This window comes from Xanthomonas bromi, assembly GCF_900092025.1.
GTDB classification, from domain to species: Bacteria; Pseudomonadota; Gammaproteobacteria; order Xanthomonadales; family Xanthomonadaceae; genus Xanthomonas; species Xanthomonas bromi.
Map to the genome: position 1 here is coordinate 68,540 of NZ_FLTX01000006.1, position 17,243 is coordinate 85,782.

Annotated in this window: 10 protein-coding genes; 4 read left to right on the forward strand and 6 right to left on the reverse strand. The window is 64.8% G+C overall.

Annotated features, from left to right (window positions below):
• Positions 1-108: 108 nt before the first annotated feature.
• Together XBLMG947_RS02575 and XBLMG947_RS02580 are read right to left on the reverse strand one after the other, a co-directional pair.
• On the reverse strand, positions 109-1,341 hold the full coding sequence (locus XBLMG947_RS02575) for a multifunctional CCA addition/repair protein (RefSeq protein WP_065466240.1): 1,233 nt from the start codon (positions 1,339-1,341) through the stop codon (positions 109-111).
• A 373-nt stretch (positions 1,342-1,714) separates the two neighbouring features.
• On the reverse strand, positions 1,715-3,688 hold the full coding sequence (locus XBLMG947_RS02580; protein WP_065466241.1) for a lytic murein transglycosylase: 1,974 nt from the start codon (positions 3,686-3,688) through the stop codon (positions 1,715-1,717).
• A gap of 259 nt (positions 3,689-3,947) precedes the next feature.
• On the opposite strand from XBLMG947_RS02580, the gene XBLMG947_RS02585 reads away from it, so the two are divergent.
• On the forward strand, positions 3,948-6,827 hold the full coding sequence (locus tag XBLMG947_RS02585) for a TonB-dependent receptor (RefSeq protein ID WP_065466242.1): 2,880 nt from the start codon (positions 3,948-3,950) through the stop codon (positions 6,825-6,827).
• A gap of 653 nt (positions 6,828-7,480) precedes the next feature.
• Here XBLMG947_RS02585 and XBLMG947_RS02590 read toward each other — a convergent pair.
• From XBLMG947_RS02590 to XBLMG947_RS02600, 3 genes are all read right to left on the reverse strand, one after another.
• Entirely contained in the window at positions 7,481-10,321 is a 2,841-nt protein-coding gene (locus XBLMG947_RS02590) for a valine--tRNA ligase (protein ID WP_065466243.1), read from the reverse strand.
• 194 nt (positions 10,322-10,515) lie between these two features.
• Positions 10,516-10,941: a DNA polymerase III subunit chi gene (locus XBLMG947_RS02595; RefSeq protein WP_065466244.1), complete on the reverse strand. Its 426-nt coding sequence runs from the start codon at positions 10,939-10,941 to the stop codon at positions 10,516-10,518.
• A gap of 114 nt (positions 10,942-11,055) precedes the next feature.
• Positions 11,056-12,537, reverse strand: coding sequence for a leucyl aminopeptidase (locus XBLMG947_RS02600; protein ID WP_065466245.1), 1,482 nt, complete (start codon positions 12,535-12,537; stop codon positions 11,056-11,058).
• Positions 12,538-12,644: 107 nt separating this feature from the next.
• On the opposite strand from XBLMG947_RS02600, the gene lptF reads away from it, so the two are divergent.
• Both lptF and lptG read left to right on the forward strand, forming a co-directional pair.
• Complete coding sequence (gene lptF / locus XBLMG947_RS02605) at positions 12,645-13,727, forward strand: LPS export ABC transporter permease LptF (protein WP_065466246.1); 1,083 nt, start codon at positions 12,645-12,647, stop codon at positions 13,725-13,727.
• Positions 13,724-14,830 (forward strand): LPS export ABC transporter permease LptG, encoded by a 1,107-nt coding sequence (gene lptG, locus XBLMG947_RS02610; RefSeq protein ID WP_065466253.1) that lies wholly within the window; start codon positions 13,724-13,726, stop codon positions 14,828-14,830. Before lptF ends, lptG begins: the two co-directional genes overlap by 4 nt.
• Positions 14,831-15,523: 693 nt before the next feature.
• Here the strand turns inward: lptG and XBLMG947_RS02615 are convergent.
• Entirely contained in the window at positions 15,524-15,991 is a 468-nt protein-coding gene (locus tag XBLMG947_RS02615; RefSeq protein WP_065466254.1) for an RDD family protein, read from the reverse strand.
• Positions 15,992-16,369: 378 nt separating this feature from the next.
• On the opposite strand from XBLMG947_RS02615, the gene XBLMG947_RS02620 reads away from it, so the two are divergent.
• A partial coding sequence (locus XBLMG947_RS02620) for a site-specific tyrosine recombinase XerD (protein WP_065466247.1) occupies positions 16,370-17,243 on the forward strand: 874 nt, incomplete at its 3' end.

Consider the following 17,243-nt stretch of genomic DNA (forward strand, 5'->3'; position numbering starts at 1 on the left):
ACGTTCGCAACGGATTCCCGAATTGGAACTGGAAATTTTTCGTCGGTCGGTGCAATAAGGCTCTTATTTACTTCGCTCACATCGCCGTTGTCTATGCAACGGCATGCGCTAAGCGGTGGTTTTACGCGCTGCTGCAATCGCGGCAATACGCGCCTTTGTCAGCGCCTCGCCGATCTGCGGTCCTTGCAGGCCCTCGGCCGCCAGATCGCGTGCATTGATCGCCAGCGCGGCGGCGTGCAGTCGCTTGAGTGCTTCGCCTTGCGGGTAGGCGGCATCTTCATGGCCCAGGCGGCCACGCTTGTCGGCTTCACAGGCCAATGCCAGCTGCGCGATGCGTTCGGGCCGGCGGAATGCATCGCAACGGACCAATAGCTCGTGCACGGTGCGGTCGCGGAGCTCGGCCAGGCGATGCACGTTCAAGTGTTCACGGCAGACGATGACGGCAAGCTGCCGATACTCCAGCGGCACCTTGAGCCGCTCGCATAGCGCCTGCAGCGGCGCGACGCCGCGTTGTTCGTGCATGACATGGCGCGGCCATTCCTCTGGCGGCGTGAGTGCCTTGCCCAAATCGTGCGTCAGTGCGGCAAAGCCCACCAGCGCATCGCCAGGCGCTAGGCGCGCGGCCCTGTCGCTGACCATTTCCTGGTGAATCCCGGTATCCACTTCCGGATGGAATTCGGCGCGCTGCGGCACGCCGTACAGCGCATCGATTTCCGGCAGCACGACGCGTAGCGCATCGGTCTCGTGCAGCGTGCGCAGGAACGCCGAAGGTTGCGCACAGGTCAATGCGCGACGCAGCTCCTGCCAGACGCGCTCCGGCACCAGGCTATCCAGTTCGCCACTGGCGGCCATTTGCCGCATCAATTCTGCAGTTTCCGCGGCGATGGTGAAGCCCAGCGGCGCCAATCGCGCCATGAAGCGTGCGGCACGCAAGACGCGCACGGGATCTTCGACAAACGCCGGACCGACATGCCGCACGACGCGCGCCTGCAGATCGCGTGCGCCGTTGTACGGGTCGAACAACTCGCCGGTGTCCTCGTCGCGTGCGATCGCGTTGATGGTGAAGTCGCGGCGCAGCAGATCCTCTTCCAGCGTCACCGATGGATCGGCATCCACGACGAAGCCGCGATACCCGCGGCCGGACTTGCGCTCCGTGCGGGCCAGTGCGTATTCCTCGCCACTGCGCGGATGCAGAAAGACCGGGAAATCCTTGCCGACCGGCTTGAACCCCTGCGCTTCCATCCGCGCTTGATCGGCACCGACCACCACCCAGTCGCGGTCGCCAGCCGGCTGACCAAGCAATGCATCGCGGACTGCGCCGCCAACGAGATAGATCTTCATACGCGCATGATGCCCGATGCGGTGGTTGGGCCGAAATGATCCGCACCTGTTGCTCACGATTGTTGGCCGAGCGCGGGCAAGGCCAAACCATGTCGGCAGGCACGATCGCTCGTTCGAGAGAGTTGGATGGCGCGGATGGATCAGTCGTAGAGCCGCAGGTCCGCGTGGTGGCTGCAAAGACCAGCCGAGATGCGGCAGTGTATCGGTTTCGATAAAACAGCCAGCAGACTGTCCGATGCGGTGTGCGCACCGATTGCGCTGCTGTTGGCATGGATACCGCCATCGAACCTCATCAACGGGTGCATGGCGCATCCGGCCAGCGGTAAAGGCATCACGCCATCGACTGAACCCGGCGATAGTCCCCCACCTTGGCTCAATCCTGCGCCGCGTTATTCGCAGCCTGCCCCGGTGGACACATCGGCTTGAGGCGCTTGTCCACCCGCTTGCCCATCAGCCGGTCGCTCAGCGGCAGCATGTCGCCGTTGAGGCGCCAGTCGTAGATCACGCTGAAGGCCAGCACGCGCGCGACATAGTCGCGGGTTTCCTTGTAGCTGATGGTCTCGATCCAGAAGTCCGGCTCGAAATTCGGCCGCTGCGACTGCCAGCGCCCGGTGGGGCCGGGACCGGCGTTGTAGGCGGCGATGGTGAGGTAGGGTAGCCCGTAAGTGTTGAGCAACTGGCGCAGATACGCCGTGCCGATGGCGATGTTGGTGTCCGGCTCGTACAGGCTGTTGGCACCCGCATAGCCGGGCAGGGCGATGCCCTTGGCGACGGCCGCGCCGGTGCCCGGCAACACCTGCATCAGGCCCATTGCATTGGCCGGCGAACGTGCGCGCGGGTTGAAGATGCTTTCGGCACGAATTTCCCCAGCCACCCAGGCCGGGTCGATTGCGTTCTTGGCGGCTTCGCGACGAATGCTGTCGTCGTGATGCAATGGGAAGCGCAACGAATACAGACGTTGTTCGTCCGGTTGCTTGCCGAGCGCGAACACCGCGCGGTCGAACCAGCCGTTGTCGCTGGCCACTTCCACTGCCAGACGGCGCTGGGTGTCGTCGAAGCGGGTTGCGGCATCGTTCCATTCGGCCACCGCCCAGCCGGGGCGGTCGATCTGGAACAAGGCGATTGCGCGGATCAAGGCCGGGTCGCGTGCAACGGCCGCCTTCGCCTGCGGGCTGTCGCTGGGCTCCCACGGGCACAGTCGGTACGGTTGCTGCAGACGGTCGGCGGCCAGGAAACCGTGGAAGGTCGGCGATTGCGCAGCGGCGCGATACAGCGGCTGTGCGGCCGCGGCAGCGCCGGTCTTTTCGGCCAGGCGTGCTTCGAAGTACTGCCAGCGCGAATCGCTGCGCTGGCTCGCCGGCATCTTGCGAATCGCAGCCAACGCTGCCGGCCAGTCGCTACGCGACATCGCCTCGCGCGCGCGCCATTCGTGCAGGCGCTCGTCGTAGGATGCCTCCGGCACGGCGTTGAGCCGACGCGCCGAATCCGGCAGATACGAAGCGACCGTCCACAACGCGATCTGATACAGCACCTGCCCGCGCTGTGCCTCGTTGAAACCCAGCGCGCCGGCAAGCTGCGGCAACTGCTGTTCGGCAGCATCCGGGTCGCTCTTGGCCAGCTTGGCCAGGCCATCGACCGCGATGCGGCGGCTGCGCTCGGTCTTGGGCCAACCTAGTGCACGCGGGTGGACGTTGTCGAGAAAGGCAGCGTAATCGGTTGCCAGGGCCAGATCAGCCGACGGCAAGCCGCGCGCCGCGGTACGCATCACCGCAGGCAGCTGCGCATCGGCAGCCGCCTCCACGCGCTCCCAGCGCAGCGCCGGGGTGAGTTCACCGCGCGATTCCAGCCCGGCCACCACGGCATCGCAGGCATCTGGCAGCGCCTTGCCATTGCGCCACAGCGTCAGCGCATCGCGGCTCCACTGCGCATCGGCTTTCCCGGTGGCCAGGCGCGCGGTTAGCTGTGCGCAGCGCAGGCCGAGGTTGTCGGTGGACTTCCAGTTGGCCAGCAGCGTGTTCCAGTCCTGCCGACGCGCCACCGCCGGCAACCACGTGCTGCGGAAGCTCTCGGCCACCGGTTGGCCGGCATAGCGCTGCAGAAACCCTTGCGCTTGCGCATTGGAGACAGCATCGATGTTGCGCTTGAGCGTGGCAAATTCTAGCCATCCATACAGCGGATGGCGGCTCAATGCGGTGAGCTGGCCGGCGTCGGTCTGGCCGCGCTCTGCGGCCGCGATGGCATCGCGCATGGCAGTCAATTGCGGGTCGAGCGTTTGCGCATGCAGTGCAGTGCTGCCAAAGCACAGCAGGCCGATGAAAACAGTGGCAAGGCGGGGGGCATAAGTCATGGCGCGATGATACCGAAGCACGCCTGAGTGCCTGAGTGAATACGCATCGTGGACCTGGGTGAATGCGCTGCACTCGCCTGCATGTGCGGCGCGTCAGAGACGCACTGACCTGCGGACACCACGCGGTAGCCACCGCTGCGGCAGGCGCGCGCTGCTGCACTGCCAGTTGCGGCACGTTAATGTTTCGTTTACAAGTTGGGATGGACCGCAGGGCACGGGGGCGTGCGGACACTTAAGAATCCTTCTGGAGAGAGAAAGGATGAAGCGTCTGATTGGTCCCCATCGGTCGTGCCTGGCCGTGCAGTTGTCGTTGTGCCTGATTCCCACACTCGCCTGGGCGCAACAGCCCGCGGCTGCACCGAGCACGCGCACGCTCGACAGCGTGCAGGTCACCGGCACGCGTATCAAAACCGCCGAATTGCAGGGCCAGGTACCGATCCAGACGCTCAACCGCGCCGACATCGAACGCACTGGCCTGACCTCGATTGGCGAAGTGCTGCAGGAGCTCACGGCCTCCGGTTCGGCGCTCAATGCCAAGTTCAATTCTTCCGGTAACTTCGGCTTTCCGCCCGACGGCGGCGGCGTGGGCGCGGGCTCTGCGCAGGTGGATCTGCGCCATCTCGGCTCCAAGCGTGTGCTGGTCTTGGTCGATGGTATTCGTTGGGTCAATGAATCCTCGGCCTCAGGCGTGGGTTCGTCCACCGATCTCAACACCATTCCGCTGGCGATCGTCGAGCGCATCGAAGTACTCGAAGACGGCGCCTCGTCGCTGTACGGCTCGGATGCGATTGCTGGTGTGGTCAACATCATTACCCGTCGCACCTTCGACGGTGCGCAGGTCACGCTCAACTACGGGCAATACGGTAAGGGGGATGGCGCCAACCAGGGCATGGATCTGGCCTGGGGCAAAAGTGGCGAGAATTTCAGCCTGTTTCTGGGCGCCAGCTACGTCAAACAGGATCCGATCTATGCGCGCGATCGTGCGCAGGCGCGCTTTCCGATTCCTGGCACCGGGCTGACCTTCGCCAGCTCGGCAACACCGGATGGCCGTTTCCAGTTCGTCGATCCCAATACTGGCGTGCGCCAGAACCTCACACCCAATGCCGGCGTGGGCACACCGCAATACGACGGCAGCGGCGGGTGCACGCGCAGCGACGATTACCACTGCTTCGGCACCGCAGACCGCTACAACTTCGCCGAGCAGAATCTGCTGCTGACACCGTCCGAGCGCGAGGGCGTGTTCGCGCAGTTCCGCTATTACTTCACCGACGATGTGCAGTGGTACGTCAAGGCCTTGGGCAATCGGCGCGAATCGACCAACCAGGCCGCACCGGAGCCGATCTTCCTCGGGCCCGACGCCGGTACCGGCAATCCGCTGGCCGACAACATCGTGATTTCTGCGCTCAACCCATTCAATCCGTTTGGTTTCGATCTGAACTCGGCCACCAACCTGATCCAGATCGGCCGGCGGCCGGTGGAAGGCGGGCCACGGCGCTACGAGCAACAGGTGGACACGCAGTACTTCGGCACCGGCTTGGTCGGCACGTTCGAAGCTGCAGGGCGGACCTGGTTCTGGGACGTCAACGGCATGTACAGCAAGAACAAGGCCGAACAGACCAACTACGGCAGCTACAACCTTTACAACATCAACCTGGCGCTGGGCGACCCAGCTGCCTGCGCGGCCGTGGCCGGCTGTGTGCCGCTGGATATTTTCAGCGGCGCCGGCAGCATCACACCGGAGATGTTGCGCTGGATCCAGCCAGTGGTGCACGACCGCAGCCAGAACGAATTGAGCCTGTTCACGGCCAACCTCAGCAGCGAGTTGTTCCAGTTGCCGGGCGGCGCGGTGTCGTTCGCCAGCGGCTACGAATACCGCAAGTACGAAGGTGCTTATCAACCCGATCCGCTCACGGTGGCCGGGCGTTACAACGGCGTGCCATCCTTGCCCACCTCGGGCAGCTACGACGTCAACGAAGCCTATCTTGAACTCAATATTCCGATCTTCGCCAACTCGTCGCTGGGTGACAAACTCGATCTGAATATCGCCGGGCGCTATTCGGACTATTCGACATTCGGTGGCGAGTTCACGCCGAAGTACGGCCTGCGTTGGCAGGTCACCGATGAGTTGGTGTTGCGCACCAGTTATGCGGAAGGGTTCCGTGCGCCAACCATTGGCGAGTTGTTCGGTTCGGCGGCACGTGCGGACCTGCAGTTGTCGGACCCGTGCTCGATCGGCCTGGGCGGCACCGCGCCGCGTGGCAGCGCGACCAACTGCGCGGCGCTCGGCGTGCCTGCCGGCTATCAGCAGGCCAATCAGCAGATCTCGGTCACCACCGGCGGTAACGAGCAACTGGATCCGGAGCGTTCGCGCAGTTTCAGTACGGGTTTCGTCTTCAGTCCGGGCTTTGCCAGCAATGCCAGTTGGTCGGATCGGCTCGACATGGAAGTGACCTTCTATCGCCATCATGTGGACGGTGCGATCCAGGCCATCAATGCGCAGACGCAGCTGGATCTGTGCGTGGATACGCTGGATGCGTTGTACTGCAATGGCATCGGGCGGGCATCCACCGGCGGCATCAACGCCTTCAACAACCGGTTGACCAATCTTGGCTCGATCAAGACCGATGGGTGGGACGTGGATCTGTTCTGGACCTTGCCGGAAACTGCGTTCGGGCGCTTCAAACTGTCGTGGCAGAACACCTTGGTGGGCCGTTACGAGGCGCTGGGCGCGGCGGGGCAGCGGCAGCCGCAAGGGCCGGGCATCGAGGTGGTCGACAGCGCAATTCCGGAGTGGACCAGCAACGCAGTACTGGATTGGTCGCTGGGCAACTGGACGGCATCGTGGACCGCGCGGCACATCTCCAAACTCACCGAGCAATGCGGTGATGCCGTGGAGTTTGCGGTGTGTTCGGATCCGTCGACGGGAACCAACCGGTTGGATGCGGTGACCTACCACGATGCGCAAGTGGGCTATCGCGTCGATTGGCTCAAGGGCCTGCAGCTCACGGCCGGCTTGAACAACGTGTTCGACAAGGATCCGCCGATCTGCCTGTCGTGCTCACTCAATGGCTACGACGCCTCCACCTACGATATTCCCGGTGGACGGTTCTGGTATGCGCGTGTGGATTTGAAGTTCTAGTCCAACGGCGCATGGCTGGTGCGGTGAAGTGGGCGCAGGGCATTGTGGGAAAGCAGTGAAGTGTCACTTCACTGCAGGGCTCTTCCCGCCCACCCTTGCCGGACACGCTGCAAGCGCGTCCTTGTAAGCTCCTTGGCGGCATCCATGCCGCCCAGGGTCCCGCGACGGTACGCGCGCAAGGGCCGGTTGAGTTGATCGGTGCGCAGAGTTTTTTAGAAAGGCAACGAGCAAACCAGCGACGCGGTGTGCTCGTTCTTCAACAGATCCAGCGACCAACTGTCTAGCGCGGTGTCCTCACCGCTTGCGGGACCGATGGCGCCAAGGATGCCGCTATCGGTCCCGCATAGACGGGTTCACGGTGCAGTGTCCTGTGAGCGGCGGGGGCACCGCGCACTTGCTACGCCATGCTTTGTGAAGCAGCGCGATCTTCAACGTGACCGTGAGGAGTCCACGGGGCTTGGTTAGACCCGTGCAGTGCGTGGTGTGCTCGCTTGCAGGCGGTGTGGGGCCATGTCGGCGAACCACGCCGGTCATGCGATGTTCCGACCGATTCGATTCTCACATCGGATCGTCGGAGCACGCCAATGATTTCTCCAGCTGCTCTGCCACTGGGCGCGACCGCATGACGGCGCCGCGCCTGGCTGATCAATTCCTCAGATCTTGGCGCGCTGCTCGCGCAGGCCGGTCAGTTGCATGGTCCAGTCGTTCAAGCGCGCACGCTCCTGCTCGACCACCGCGGCCGGTGCGTTTTGCACGAAGGTGGCGCTGCCGAGTTTGCCGTTGCACTTGCCAATCTCCGCTTCCACGCGCTTGATTTCCTTGTCCAGGCGGGTGCGTTCGGCATCCATGTCGACCAGGCCTTCCAGCGGCACCAGTAGCGTGAGTTCGCCGACGATGGCGGCGGCCGACGGCGGCGTGTCCTGGCCGGCGTCCAACCAGTCGATGCTCTCCAGCTTGAGCAGGAACGACAGCTGCGAGGCAAAACGGGCAACGCGCGGGCGGTCGTCGGCGGTGCCGGCTTGCAGCAGCAAACCCACCTGCTTGGAGGGCGGTACGTTCAATTCGCTGCGCACGCGGCGCAGCGCCGACACCATCGATTTCAGCCATTCGACATCGGCTTCGGCGCTGGCATAGCCGCTGGTATCGACATCGCCAACCTGCGGGAAGCGCTGCAGCGAAATCGTCGCGGTGGTGATGCCCAGGCGCGGTGCGACCTGCTGCCACAACTCTTCGGTGACGAACGGGGTGAGCGGGTGCAACAGGCGCAGCAGCGATTCGAGCACATACAGCAGGGTGTGGCGCGTGCTCACGGCGGCATCGTTGTCCTGCACCGCACCGTTGAGCGCAGGCTTTGCCAGCTCCACGAACCAATCGCAGAACGCATTCCAGGCGAATTCGTACAACGCCTGCGTCAGCAGGTCGAAGCGATAGTTGGCGTAGTGCGCGTGGGTTTCCGCAGTGACCTTGTCCAGCCGCGCCAGGATCCACTTCTCCGCTTCGGTGCGCGGTTGCGGCACGCCGGCAAAACGCGCGCCTTCGGTGTTCATCAGCACGAAGCGCGTGGCGTTCCACAGCTTGTTGCAGAAGTTCTTGTAGCCCTCGGCGCGGCCCAGATCGAACTTGATGTCGCGGCCATGCGTAGCAAGTGCGGCGATGGTGAAGCGCAGCGCATCGGCACCGTGGGCGATGATGCCGTCCGGGAATTCCTTGCGCGTGGCTTTTTCGATCTTCTCGGCCATGCGCGGCTGCATCAAGCCATTGGTGCGCTTGGCCACCAGGTTCTCGATGCTGATGCCGTCGATGATGTCCAGCGGGTCGAGCACATTGCCCTTGGACTTGGACATCTTCTGGCCCTGCGCATCGCGAATCAGACCGGTGATGTAGACATCGCGGAACGGCACCTGGCCGGTGAAGCTGTCGGTGGCCATGATCATGCGGGCCACCCAGAAGAAGATGATGTCGAAGCCGGTGACCAGCACGCTGGACGGCAGATAGCGGGCGAAACCGCGTTCGGCCATCGCATCGGCGTCCGGCCAGCCCAGCGTGGAAAATGGCCACAGTTGCGAGGAGAACCAGGTTTCGAGCACGTCGCTGTCCTGATGCAAGGCGATCTCGGTACCCAAACCGTGCTTGGCGCGTACCTCGGCTTCGTCGTGGCCGACGTAGCACTTGCCGGCCTCGTCGAACCACGCCGGAATGCGATGGCCCCACCACAGCTGGCGGCTGATGCACCAATCCTGGATGTTTTCCATCCAGTGGCGATAGGTGTTGATCCAGTTCGGCGGCACGAATTTGATCTTGCCGGTTTCGACCTGTTCCAGGCCACGCTTGGCCAGTGCGTCCATCTTCACGAACCACTGGTCGGTGAGATACGGCTCGATCACCTGGCCGGTGCGGTCGCCGCGCGGAACTTGCAGTTTGTGCGGTTTGGTTTCCACCAACAGGCCGAGGTCTTCCAGTTCGGACAGCACCAGCTTGCGTGCGTCGTAGCGATCCAGACCGCGATAGCGCTCCGGCGCTTCGTCGTTGAGGGTTGCGGTGACGGTGAACAGGTTGATCATCGGCAGCGAGTGCCGCACACCCACCTGGTAATCGTTGAAATCATGCGCAGGCGTGACCTTGACCACGCCGGTGCCGAAGGCGCGATCGACATACTCGTCGGTGATCACCGGAACCTGGCGGCCGGTCAGCGGCAGCACGATGCGTGCGCTGTGCAGGGTGGCGTAGCGCGCATCGTCCGGGTGCACCATCACGGCGGTGTCGCCCAGCATGGTTTCCGGGCGCGTGGTGGCCACCACCAGGTAATCGCGGATTTCGCGCAGGATTTCGACGCCGTCGGCATCGTGCTCGACGTGCGCGTAGGTCACGCCATCGGCCAGCGGATAGCGGATCGACCACAAAAAGCCGTCTTCTTCGACGTTTTCCACTTCCAGATCGGAGATGGCGGTCTTCAGCACCGGGTCCCAGTTGACCAGGCGCTGGCCGCGATAGATCAGGCCCTGCTCGTACCAGCGCACGAAGGCTTCGTTGACCGCGGCCGACGGCTGCGCGTCCATGGTGAAGGTACTGCGCGACCAGTCGCTGGAGGTGCCCAAACGGCGCATCTGGCGCTCGATGGTGTCGCCGGATTCGGCCTTCCATTCCCACACCTTGGCGATGAAGCCCTCGCGCCCGAGCGAATCGCGCGTGTCGCCATTGCCCTCCAGCGCCAGGTTGCGCGACACCACCATCTCGGTGGCGATACCGGCGTGGTCGGTGCCCACCTGCCACAGCGTGTCGAAGCCGCGCATGCGGTGATAGCGCACCAGCGCATCCATCAGCGTCTGCTGAAACGCATGCCCCATGTGCAGCGTGCCGGTCACGTTCGGCGGCGGCAGCAGCACGGTATAGGGCTCGCCCTTGCCGGACGGCACGAAGTAACCGGCCGCCTCCCACTGCGCGTACAGGCGCGATTCGAAGGAAGCGGGGTCGTAGCTGGAGGCGAGGGTGGTCATAGTGGGGCTGGGATTCGTTGATTCGGGATTCGGGATTAGTTGCGTCATGGGGCCGGCGAGAATCGCTGGCAATCCACTCAATAACGTCAGTGTTGGTGCGATGGAGCGAACATCGGCCGTTTTCGATTGGTCGTTGGATGTAGCCTCGGGGCACGCAGAAATCTGCTCTGACGAATCCCCAATCCCCGCCCCACTCACATGTCGTACTTGGTCAGTTCCAGGCCCAGGGCCTTGTACTGCTTCCAGCGTTCGCGCAGCGGTTCGCGGGCGGCGGGATCAGCGGGCACCACTTCCAGCACGCGGTCGCAGGCGCCCAGGAACGGGTCGTCGCGCAGGTTGATGACCAGGGGGCGCGAGGGCGCGGCGAACTCTGGCGTGGCGATCAGCACCGGCGCCAGTTCGTCCTCCTCGTCGGTGCCGGCGATCTGGTGCGGCACGTAGGCTTCGTCGTCGAATGCCCACAACAAGTCGTCCAGCGCCTCGGCCTGTGCGGCATCGCGCGCCAGGATCAGCGTGGACAGGTTGGCATCGTTGGCCTTGCGCGCCAGCTCGCACACCAGCCGCAGCGGTTCGTTGAGGAAGCGCGGCTTGGCGATCAGGTAGAAGTCGGCACGGGGCATCAGGGCAGGGAATCGGGAGAGGAAAATTGGGAATGGTCACGGCACCGCCGCGACCTCGAAGGTCGCGGCGATGACTGAGAGAAGATGGAATTCACGATTCCCTATTCCCGATTCTCAATTCCCACCTGCGGCGCGATCCAGCAACCACTGCGTCAGCAGGCCGACCGGGCGACCGGTGGCCATGCCGCGCTTGCCTTCGTCGCTGGCCACGCCGGCGATGTCCAGATGCGCCCAGCGCTGGTTCTCGGTGAAGCGCGACAGGAAGCAGCCCGCGGTGATCGCGCCGCCCCAGCGGCCGCCGATGTTGTAGACGTCGGCGAAGGTGGAATCCAGCAGGCCCTGGTACTCGTCCCACAGCGGCAGGCGCCAGGCGCGGTCGAACACGTGCTCGCCGGCGGCCAGAAGTTCATTGGCCAGGTCGTCGTGCTTGCTCATCAGGCCGGCAGTCTGGTGGCCCAGCGCCACCATGCAGGCACCGGTCAACGTGGCCACGTCCACCAGCGCTTCGGGGTTGAAACGCTCGGCGTAGGTCAGCGCATCGCACAGGATCAGGCGACCTTCGGCGTCGGTATTGCCGACCTCGATGGTCTTGCCGGACATACTGGTGATCACGTCCGACGGGCGGTAGGCATTGCCGTCGATGGCGTTTTCCACCGCCGGCACCACCACCACCAGGTTGATCGGCAGTTCGGCCTTGACCGTGGCCACGAAGGTGCCGATGACGTTGGCGCCACCGCACATGTCGTACTTCATTTCCTCGATGCCGCCCTGCGTCTTGAGATTGACGCCGCCGGTATCGAAGGTGATGCCCTTGCCGACCAGTACATACGGGCGCGCGTCGCCGCCGCCGTTCCACTTCAGCACGATCAGGCGCGGGCGGTTCGCCGAACCGCGCGCCACCGACAGCAGCGAGCCCATGCCCAGCGCGTCCATCTGCGCCTCATCCAGGATCTCGGCTTCGGCGCCGGTGTACTTGCCGGCAAATGCAGCCGCGGTGTCGGCCAGGTAGGCCGGGGTGCAGTAGTTGGGCGGCAGGTTGCCCAGCTCGCGGGCAAATTCCACGCCCTCGGCGGTGGCCACGCCCACGGCCAATGCGCGGGCGTCGTCGCCGGCGATGGCCAGGGTGGTCAGGCCGCTCTCGTCGACCTTCTTCTTGCCCAGGGTGGCGGTGTAGCGGTATGCGGCGTGGTCGCTGACGATCACGGCCTGGCGGATGTTCCAGGCGCTGTCGCGGGCCTTGACGGTGAGCTCGGTCAGGGTCAGCAGGGCGGTGCCGACTGCGCCGGTTTTCAGCGCACGGGTCGCATCGCCGATCGCCTTCAGGTAGGGCGCCACGCCGAATTTTCCGGCTTCGCCCAGCCCGACCACCAGCACGCGCGGGGCGCTGACGCCCGGCAGGTCGTGGACCAGGGTGGTGCTGCCGGTCTTGCCGGCCACGTCGCCGCGTGCCACCAAGGCCGTCAAACGGCCCTGGCTGGCGCTGTCCAGCGCCTGGGCAGCGGGCGAAAGGGTCTTGTCGGCGAACACGCCAACCACGATGCAGTCGACGGCAGCGCTTGCCGGCGCGTCTTGGTTCAGGGTGAATTGCAGGGCCATTGATCAGATTCCGTAGGCAAATCCGTACAATCGCGGGCTGTTTACGCCAACCGGACTAGGCTGGCGGCGCCGCGAACGAATCCGAGAGTTTAAAACAAGCCCACCCCATGCCGAAGCTCGATCGATACCTGCTTAGCGATTTCACCCAGAGCTTCCTGGCCACCTTGATCGTGCTGCTGGTCGTCAGCGTCGGCGGTGTCCTGGTGGATATCCTCGGCAATATCGCCGATGGCCGCATCCCGGCTCGCTTGCTGCTGTCGCAGGTGGGGCTGCAATTCGTGGCTTACCTGCCCATCATCCTGCCGCTGGCGTTGATGCTGGGCCTGTTGTTGGCACTGGCGCGGCTGTACCGCGATTCAGAAATGGCCGTCATCACCGCCATTGGCGTCGGCCCCAAGCGCATGTTGCGCCCAATGCTGATGCTGGTGGTGCCGGTGGTGGTGATCATCGGGCTGTGCTCGCTGTGGCTTGGCCCTTGGGCGAGCCGCACCGCCGAGGCGATGCTGGAAGATGCCAACCGCAGCGTGCTGATGGCCGGCCTGGAATCGGGCCAGTTCACGCCGTTGTCCGGCGGTGGGGTGGTGTACATGCAGACGATCTCTGCCGACGGCAAGGGCCTGGGCAAGGTCTTCATGCAGCGGCAGCAAAACGACCGCATCGATGTGGTCACCGCCGACCGCGGCGCCATGTTCTTCGAAGGCAAGACCGACCGTTACCTGCGCCTGGACGATGGCTACCGGACCGAGGGTCCGGCGGGCGGCGCCACCTTGGACTATCGTTTGATGAAGTTCGCCAGCAGCGACATCGCCTTGCCTGACCGCACCCGGGTGCACGATGCCAACGACCCGGAAGTGATGTGGACCACCCAACTGCTGTCCGACCAGCGGCCCGCCGCGCGTGCCCAGTTGCATGAGCGCCTGGCACCGCCCTTACTGGCCCTGGCGTTTGCATTGCTCACCTTGCCGCTGTCGCGCAGCGCGCCGCGGCAACAGCGCTATGGACGGATCATGTTGGCGTTCCTGGCCTACATGGTGGGCACCAATCTGATGATCGTCGGCACCCAGTGGATCGCCAACGGCAAGACCCCGGCGGCGCTGGGCCTGTGGTGGCTGACGCTGCCGCTGCTGTCAGTGGCGGTGTGGGCGTATGCGCGCGATGGCCGCGTGCGTCGGCCGAGGGCACGCGCATGAGGCTGATGCCGCGGGTCCATGATTGGTATGTCGGCCGCGTGGTGGTGTCCACCGTGCTGCTGACCTGGGCGGTGCTGCTGGGGCTGGATCTGGTCAATGCCTTCGCCAGCGAGGCCAAGAACATCGGTCAGGGCAGCTACACCTTCGGCCATGTCGTGGCGTATGTGGCCTACACGGTGCCGCGCCGTGCCTACACCTTGTTCCCCACCGCTGCGGTGATCGGCGCGTTGATGGGCCTGGGGCAACTGGCGGCCACCTCGGAACTGACCGCATTGCGCGCGCTGGGCGTGTCGCGCAAGCGCATGTCCGCCTCGGTGGTCGCTGCGATGGCCTTGCTGACCGCCACCATGGTGATCAGCGGCGAGACCATCGGGCCGTGGGCGCAGAACCAGGCCGATACGCTCAAGACCAGCGCCCGTTACAACAGCGACATGGCCATGGCGCGTTATTCCGGTCTGTGGGCACGCGAGGGCGACACCTTCCTCAATGCACTGAGCGGCGAAGAAAAATTGCTCGACAGCGGCGGCACCGCGCTGGCCTTGCACGACGTGCGCCTGTACCACCTGGACACCGCCGGCCGGATGCAGCAACTGACCTATGCAGCCGTGGCCGAACATCGCGATGGCCGCTGGACCTTGCGCCAGGTGCGTCGCGACACCTTCCAGGAACGCTCGGTGCAGCGCGAGACCTTCCCGGAATTGCCCTGGCAATCGCAGTTGAGCCCGGCAGCACTGGCGGCCGGGCTTGCCAAGCCGCGCAACCTGTCTGCCCGCGATCTGGAGAAGAGCATCGAATACCGTCGCCGCAACGGGCTGGATGCGCGCGACTACGAAGATCAGTATTGGAGCCGTTGGTTCTATCCGGTCAACGTGCTGGCGCTCTGCATGGCGGCCATTCCGTTCTCGTTCGGTTCGCTGCGTAGCGGCGGTCTGGGCAAGCGCTTGTTCCTGGGCATCCTGTTCGCGCTGGGCTTCTGGCTATTGCAGCTGTTCTTTGGCCGCATGGCCGGCGCGCTCAAGCTGGACTACCGCATCGCCTACGCGCTGCCGCCGATGGTGATGCTGGGGGTGTCGGCGTGGTTGTTCCGGCGGCGAAGCAGCTAAGGAACCTCTGAACAACTGTTTCGCTAGCATCCGATCAGTACCTCGGGCAGCCTCCATAACGCGCAAGTCCTTGATTCGCAGAATGAGCGACCGCCGCGATCAAGCGAAATCCCAAGTTTGCTCGCAACGCCACGAGTTGTTCAGAGATTCCCTAAAGCGTCATGCGACGGCGAGCTGGCTCGGGTGACGCATGTGCGTGCCTGTGCGGGATTGATCCGCAATGGGCAGCACGACGACCGAGGATCTAGGCGGCATGAGGCGACCAAGCTGAGCGGACTGGCGATGTGTGTGCCTTGCGCAGGCCTGATCGGACAGTGGCAGCGGTTGGCGCACGCGCCGTAGGTCAACGACAAAACCGGCTGGTGTGGGAACAAGTGCCGGTCTTGCCGCAGATGGTGTTGACTTCGGCTGTAGGTCTTGAGCCTGTGTTCGGCTGGCTCCCCTACGTGGTGACATCCGTGTGGTTTGCGACACCAGCGTTCGTGCTGCTTTACGTGGTCGGTTGGGCGCTTTCAGAGTCCGTGGCCGGCCAGGGAAGGAAGCATCGGCCAGGCAGGATGGGGGGGGCTGCACTCGGCCTGGGCGCTGAGCGCGATGTGTGCGTCGGGTCCAAACAGGTGGCGCGGACTGGAAGGCCGCATCGTCGTGCCGGCACGCAGTGTCACCTGACGCGTGCCGCGCCGTGATCGCCTGTCAGCGCGGCGGTCTGGAAATGCGTTGCAGCCTGGTCCCGCTTGCGCGGTCGTGCCAGGTCAGCCGATCGCGATCCAGCCACGCCCACCAGAATCCTATCCCGGCCAGCCCCAGCGACAAGGTGCCGACCGCGTAGCGGATCCACAGCGCACGCCATGAGGCCTGTGGATCGATCAGGCGCAGTCGCCATGGGCGCATGCCCAGCGTCTGCCCGCCGCGGCGCCAACTCACGGTGGCGTACACCCCGGCGGCGATCCAGCAGCACAGCCACAACAGCCATTGCCAGCCGCTGAAAGGCGCGATGTTTTCGCGCGCCGGGTGCCCGGCAAGCGTAAAGCCCAGCGTGAACGCGGTGGAGATGAGCATCGACAGCGCCAGCACCGGCCAGGCGTCGTAGCACAGCCCCAGCAGCCGCCAGCCCACCAGGGCAGGCGCGCGCTCAACGCGAGGCGAAGGGATTGCGGTCATGCCACGAGCATAACGGCCGCCAAGCGCGGCGCAACGCCGCGCTGCGGTAGCCGCGCTCTGGCGCTCGCGCTGACGCATTGGATAGATCGATCCACCATCAACGCAATGCTGGCGCAACGGCGGGGGCGTAATGGTGTTCGATGGTGCGGATCCCATGCCCGGAATCCACTCCCCATGGCGCCAACGCACGGTCGTGTTGACGCTGCATCTCCGGCGTCCCGTTCCGGGTTGCCTTAGCGCCTGCGGCCGATGCGTGCTAGCGACGCTTAACAACGATGCACCGCGCACTTGCACCACCGCCCAACGCACCACATCAAGCCGCATGCGACTTGCAGTGCAGCGGCGCTCAAAACGCGCGCCACGTTTTATGCTGTGAGGATGTCTGCCAGCAGCCCCGCCGAACGCCGTCAACTTGCCCGCCAATTGCCGCCGGTGCCGGCCGCCGATGCCACGGTGATCGAACGCTTCCTCGACCGGTTTTGGGCCGAGCAAGGCGTGGCGCGGCAGACGCTGGAAAGCTATCGGCGCGATCTGGAAGGGCTCGCGCGCTGGCGCGACGGCAAGGGCGGTGGCCTGCCTGGTATCAATCGCGCCGCGTTGTTCGACTATTTACGCTGGCGTGCCCAGGCGAATTACTCCCCACGCAGCACGGCGCGGCTGTTGTCGACCTTGCGTGCGTTCTACGGGCTGTGCCTGCGCGATGGCGTGCGCAGCGACGACCCCACGGCCCTGATCGACCCGCCACAGCTGCCGCGCTCGCTGCCCAAGGCGTTGACCGAAAGCCAGATCGAGGCGCTGCTGGCTGCGCCCGACGTGGACGCCCCGCTGGGCCTGCGCGACCGCGCCATGCTGGAGCTGATGTACGCCGCGGGCCTGCGTGTGAGTGAGCTGGTCAACCTGCCGGCGGTCGGGGTGAATTTGCGTCAGGGCGTGTTGCGGGTGACCGGCAAGGGCAGCAAGGACCGGCTGGTGCCGCTGGGCGAGGAATCCCAGCACTGGTTGGAGCGTTACCTGCGCGAGGCGCGCTCGCTGCTGGCCGCGAACAAGCCGGTGGCGCCGGTGGACGGGCAGGTGCCGTTGTTCATCGATGCCGCCCGCCAACCGCTCAGCCGGCAGCACTTCTGGGCCTTGGTCAAACGCTACGCGGCGGTGGCCGGCATCGACCCGGCGACGGTCAGCCCGCATGGGCTGCGCCACAGTTTTGCCACCCATCTGCTCAACCACGGCGCCGACCTGCGCGCGTTGCAGATGC

Coding starts and splice junctions, on each gene's coding strand:
- XBLMG947_RS02575 (WP_065466240.1), bottom strand. CDS start 1,341: ATGAAGATCTATCTCGTTGGCGGCGCAGTCCGCGATGCATTGCTTGGT.
- XBLMG947_RS02580 (WP_065466241.1), bottom strand. CDS start 3,688: ATGACTTATGCCCCCCGCCTTGCCACTGTTTTCATCGGCCTGCTGTGC.
- XBLMG947_RS02585 (WP_065466242.1), top strand. CDS start 3,948: ATGAAGCGTCTGATTGGTCCCCATCGGTCGTGCCTGGCCGTGCAGTTG.
- XBLMG947_RS02590 (WP_065466243.1), bottom strand. CDS start 10,321: ATGACCACCCTCGCCTCCAGCTACGACCCCGCTTCCTTCGAATCGCGC.
- XBLMG947_RS02595 (WP_065466244.1), bottom strand. CDS start 10,941: ATGCCCCGTGCCGACTTCTACCTGATCGCCAAGCCGCGCTTCCTCAAC.
- XBLMG947_RS02600 (WP_065466245.1), bottom strand. CDS start 12,537: ATGGCCCTGCAATTCACCCTGAACCAAGACGCGCCGGCAAGCGCTGCC.
- lptF (WP_065466246.1), top strand. CDS start 12,645: ATGCCGAAGCTCGATCGATACCTGCTTAGCGATTTCACCCAGAGCTTC.
- lptG (WP_065466253.1), top strand. CDS start 13,724: ATGAGGCTGATGCCGCGGGTCCATGATTGGTATGTCGGCCGCGTGGTG.
- XBLMG947_RS02615 (WP_065466254.1), bottom strand. CDS start 15,991: ATGACCGCAATCCCTTCGCCTCGCGTTGAGCGCGCGCCTGCCCTGGTG.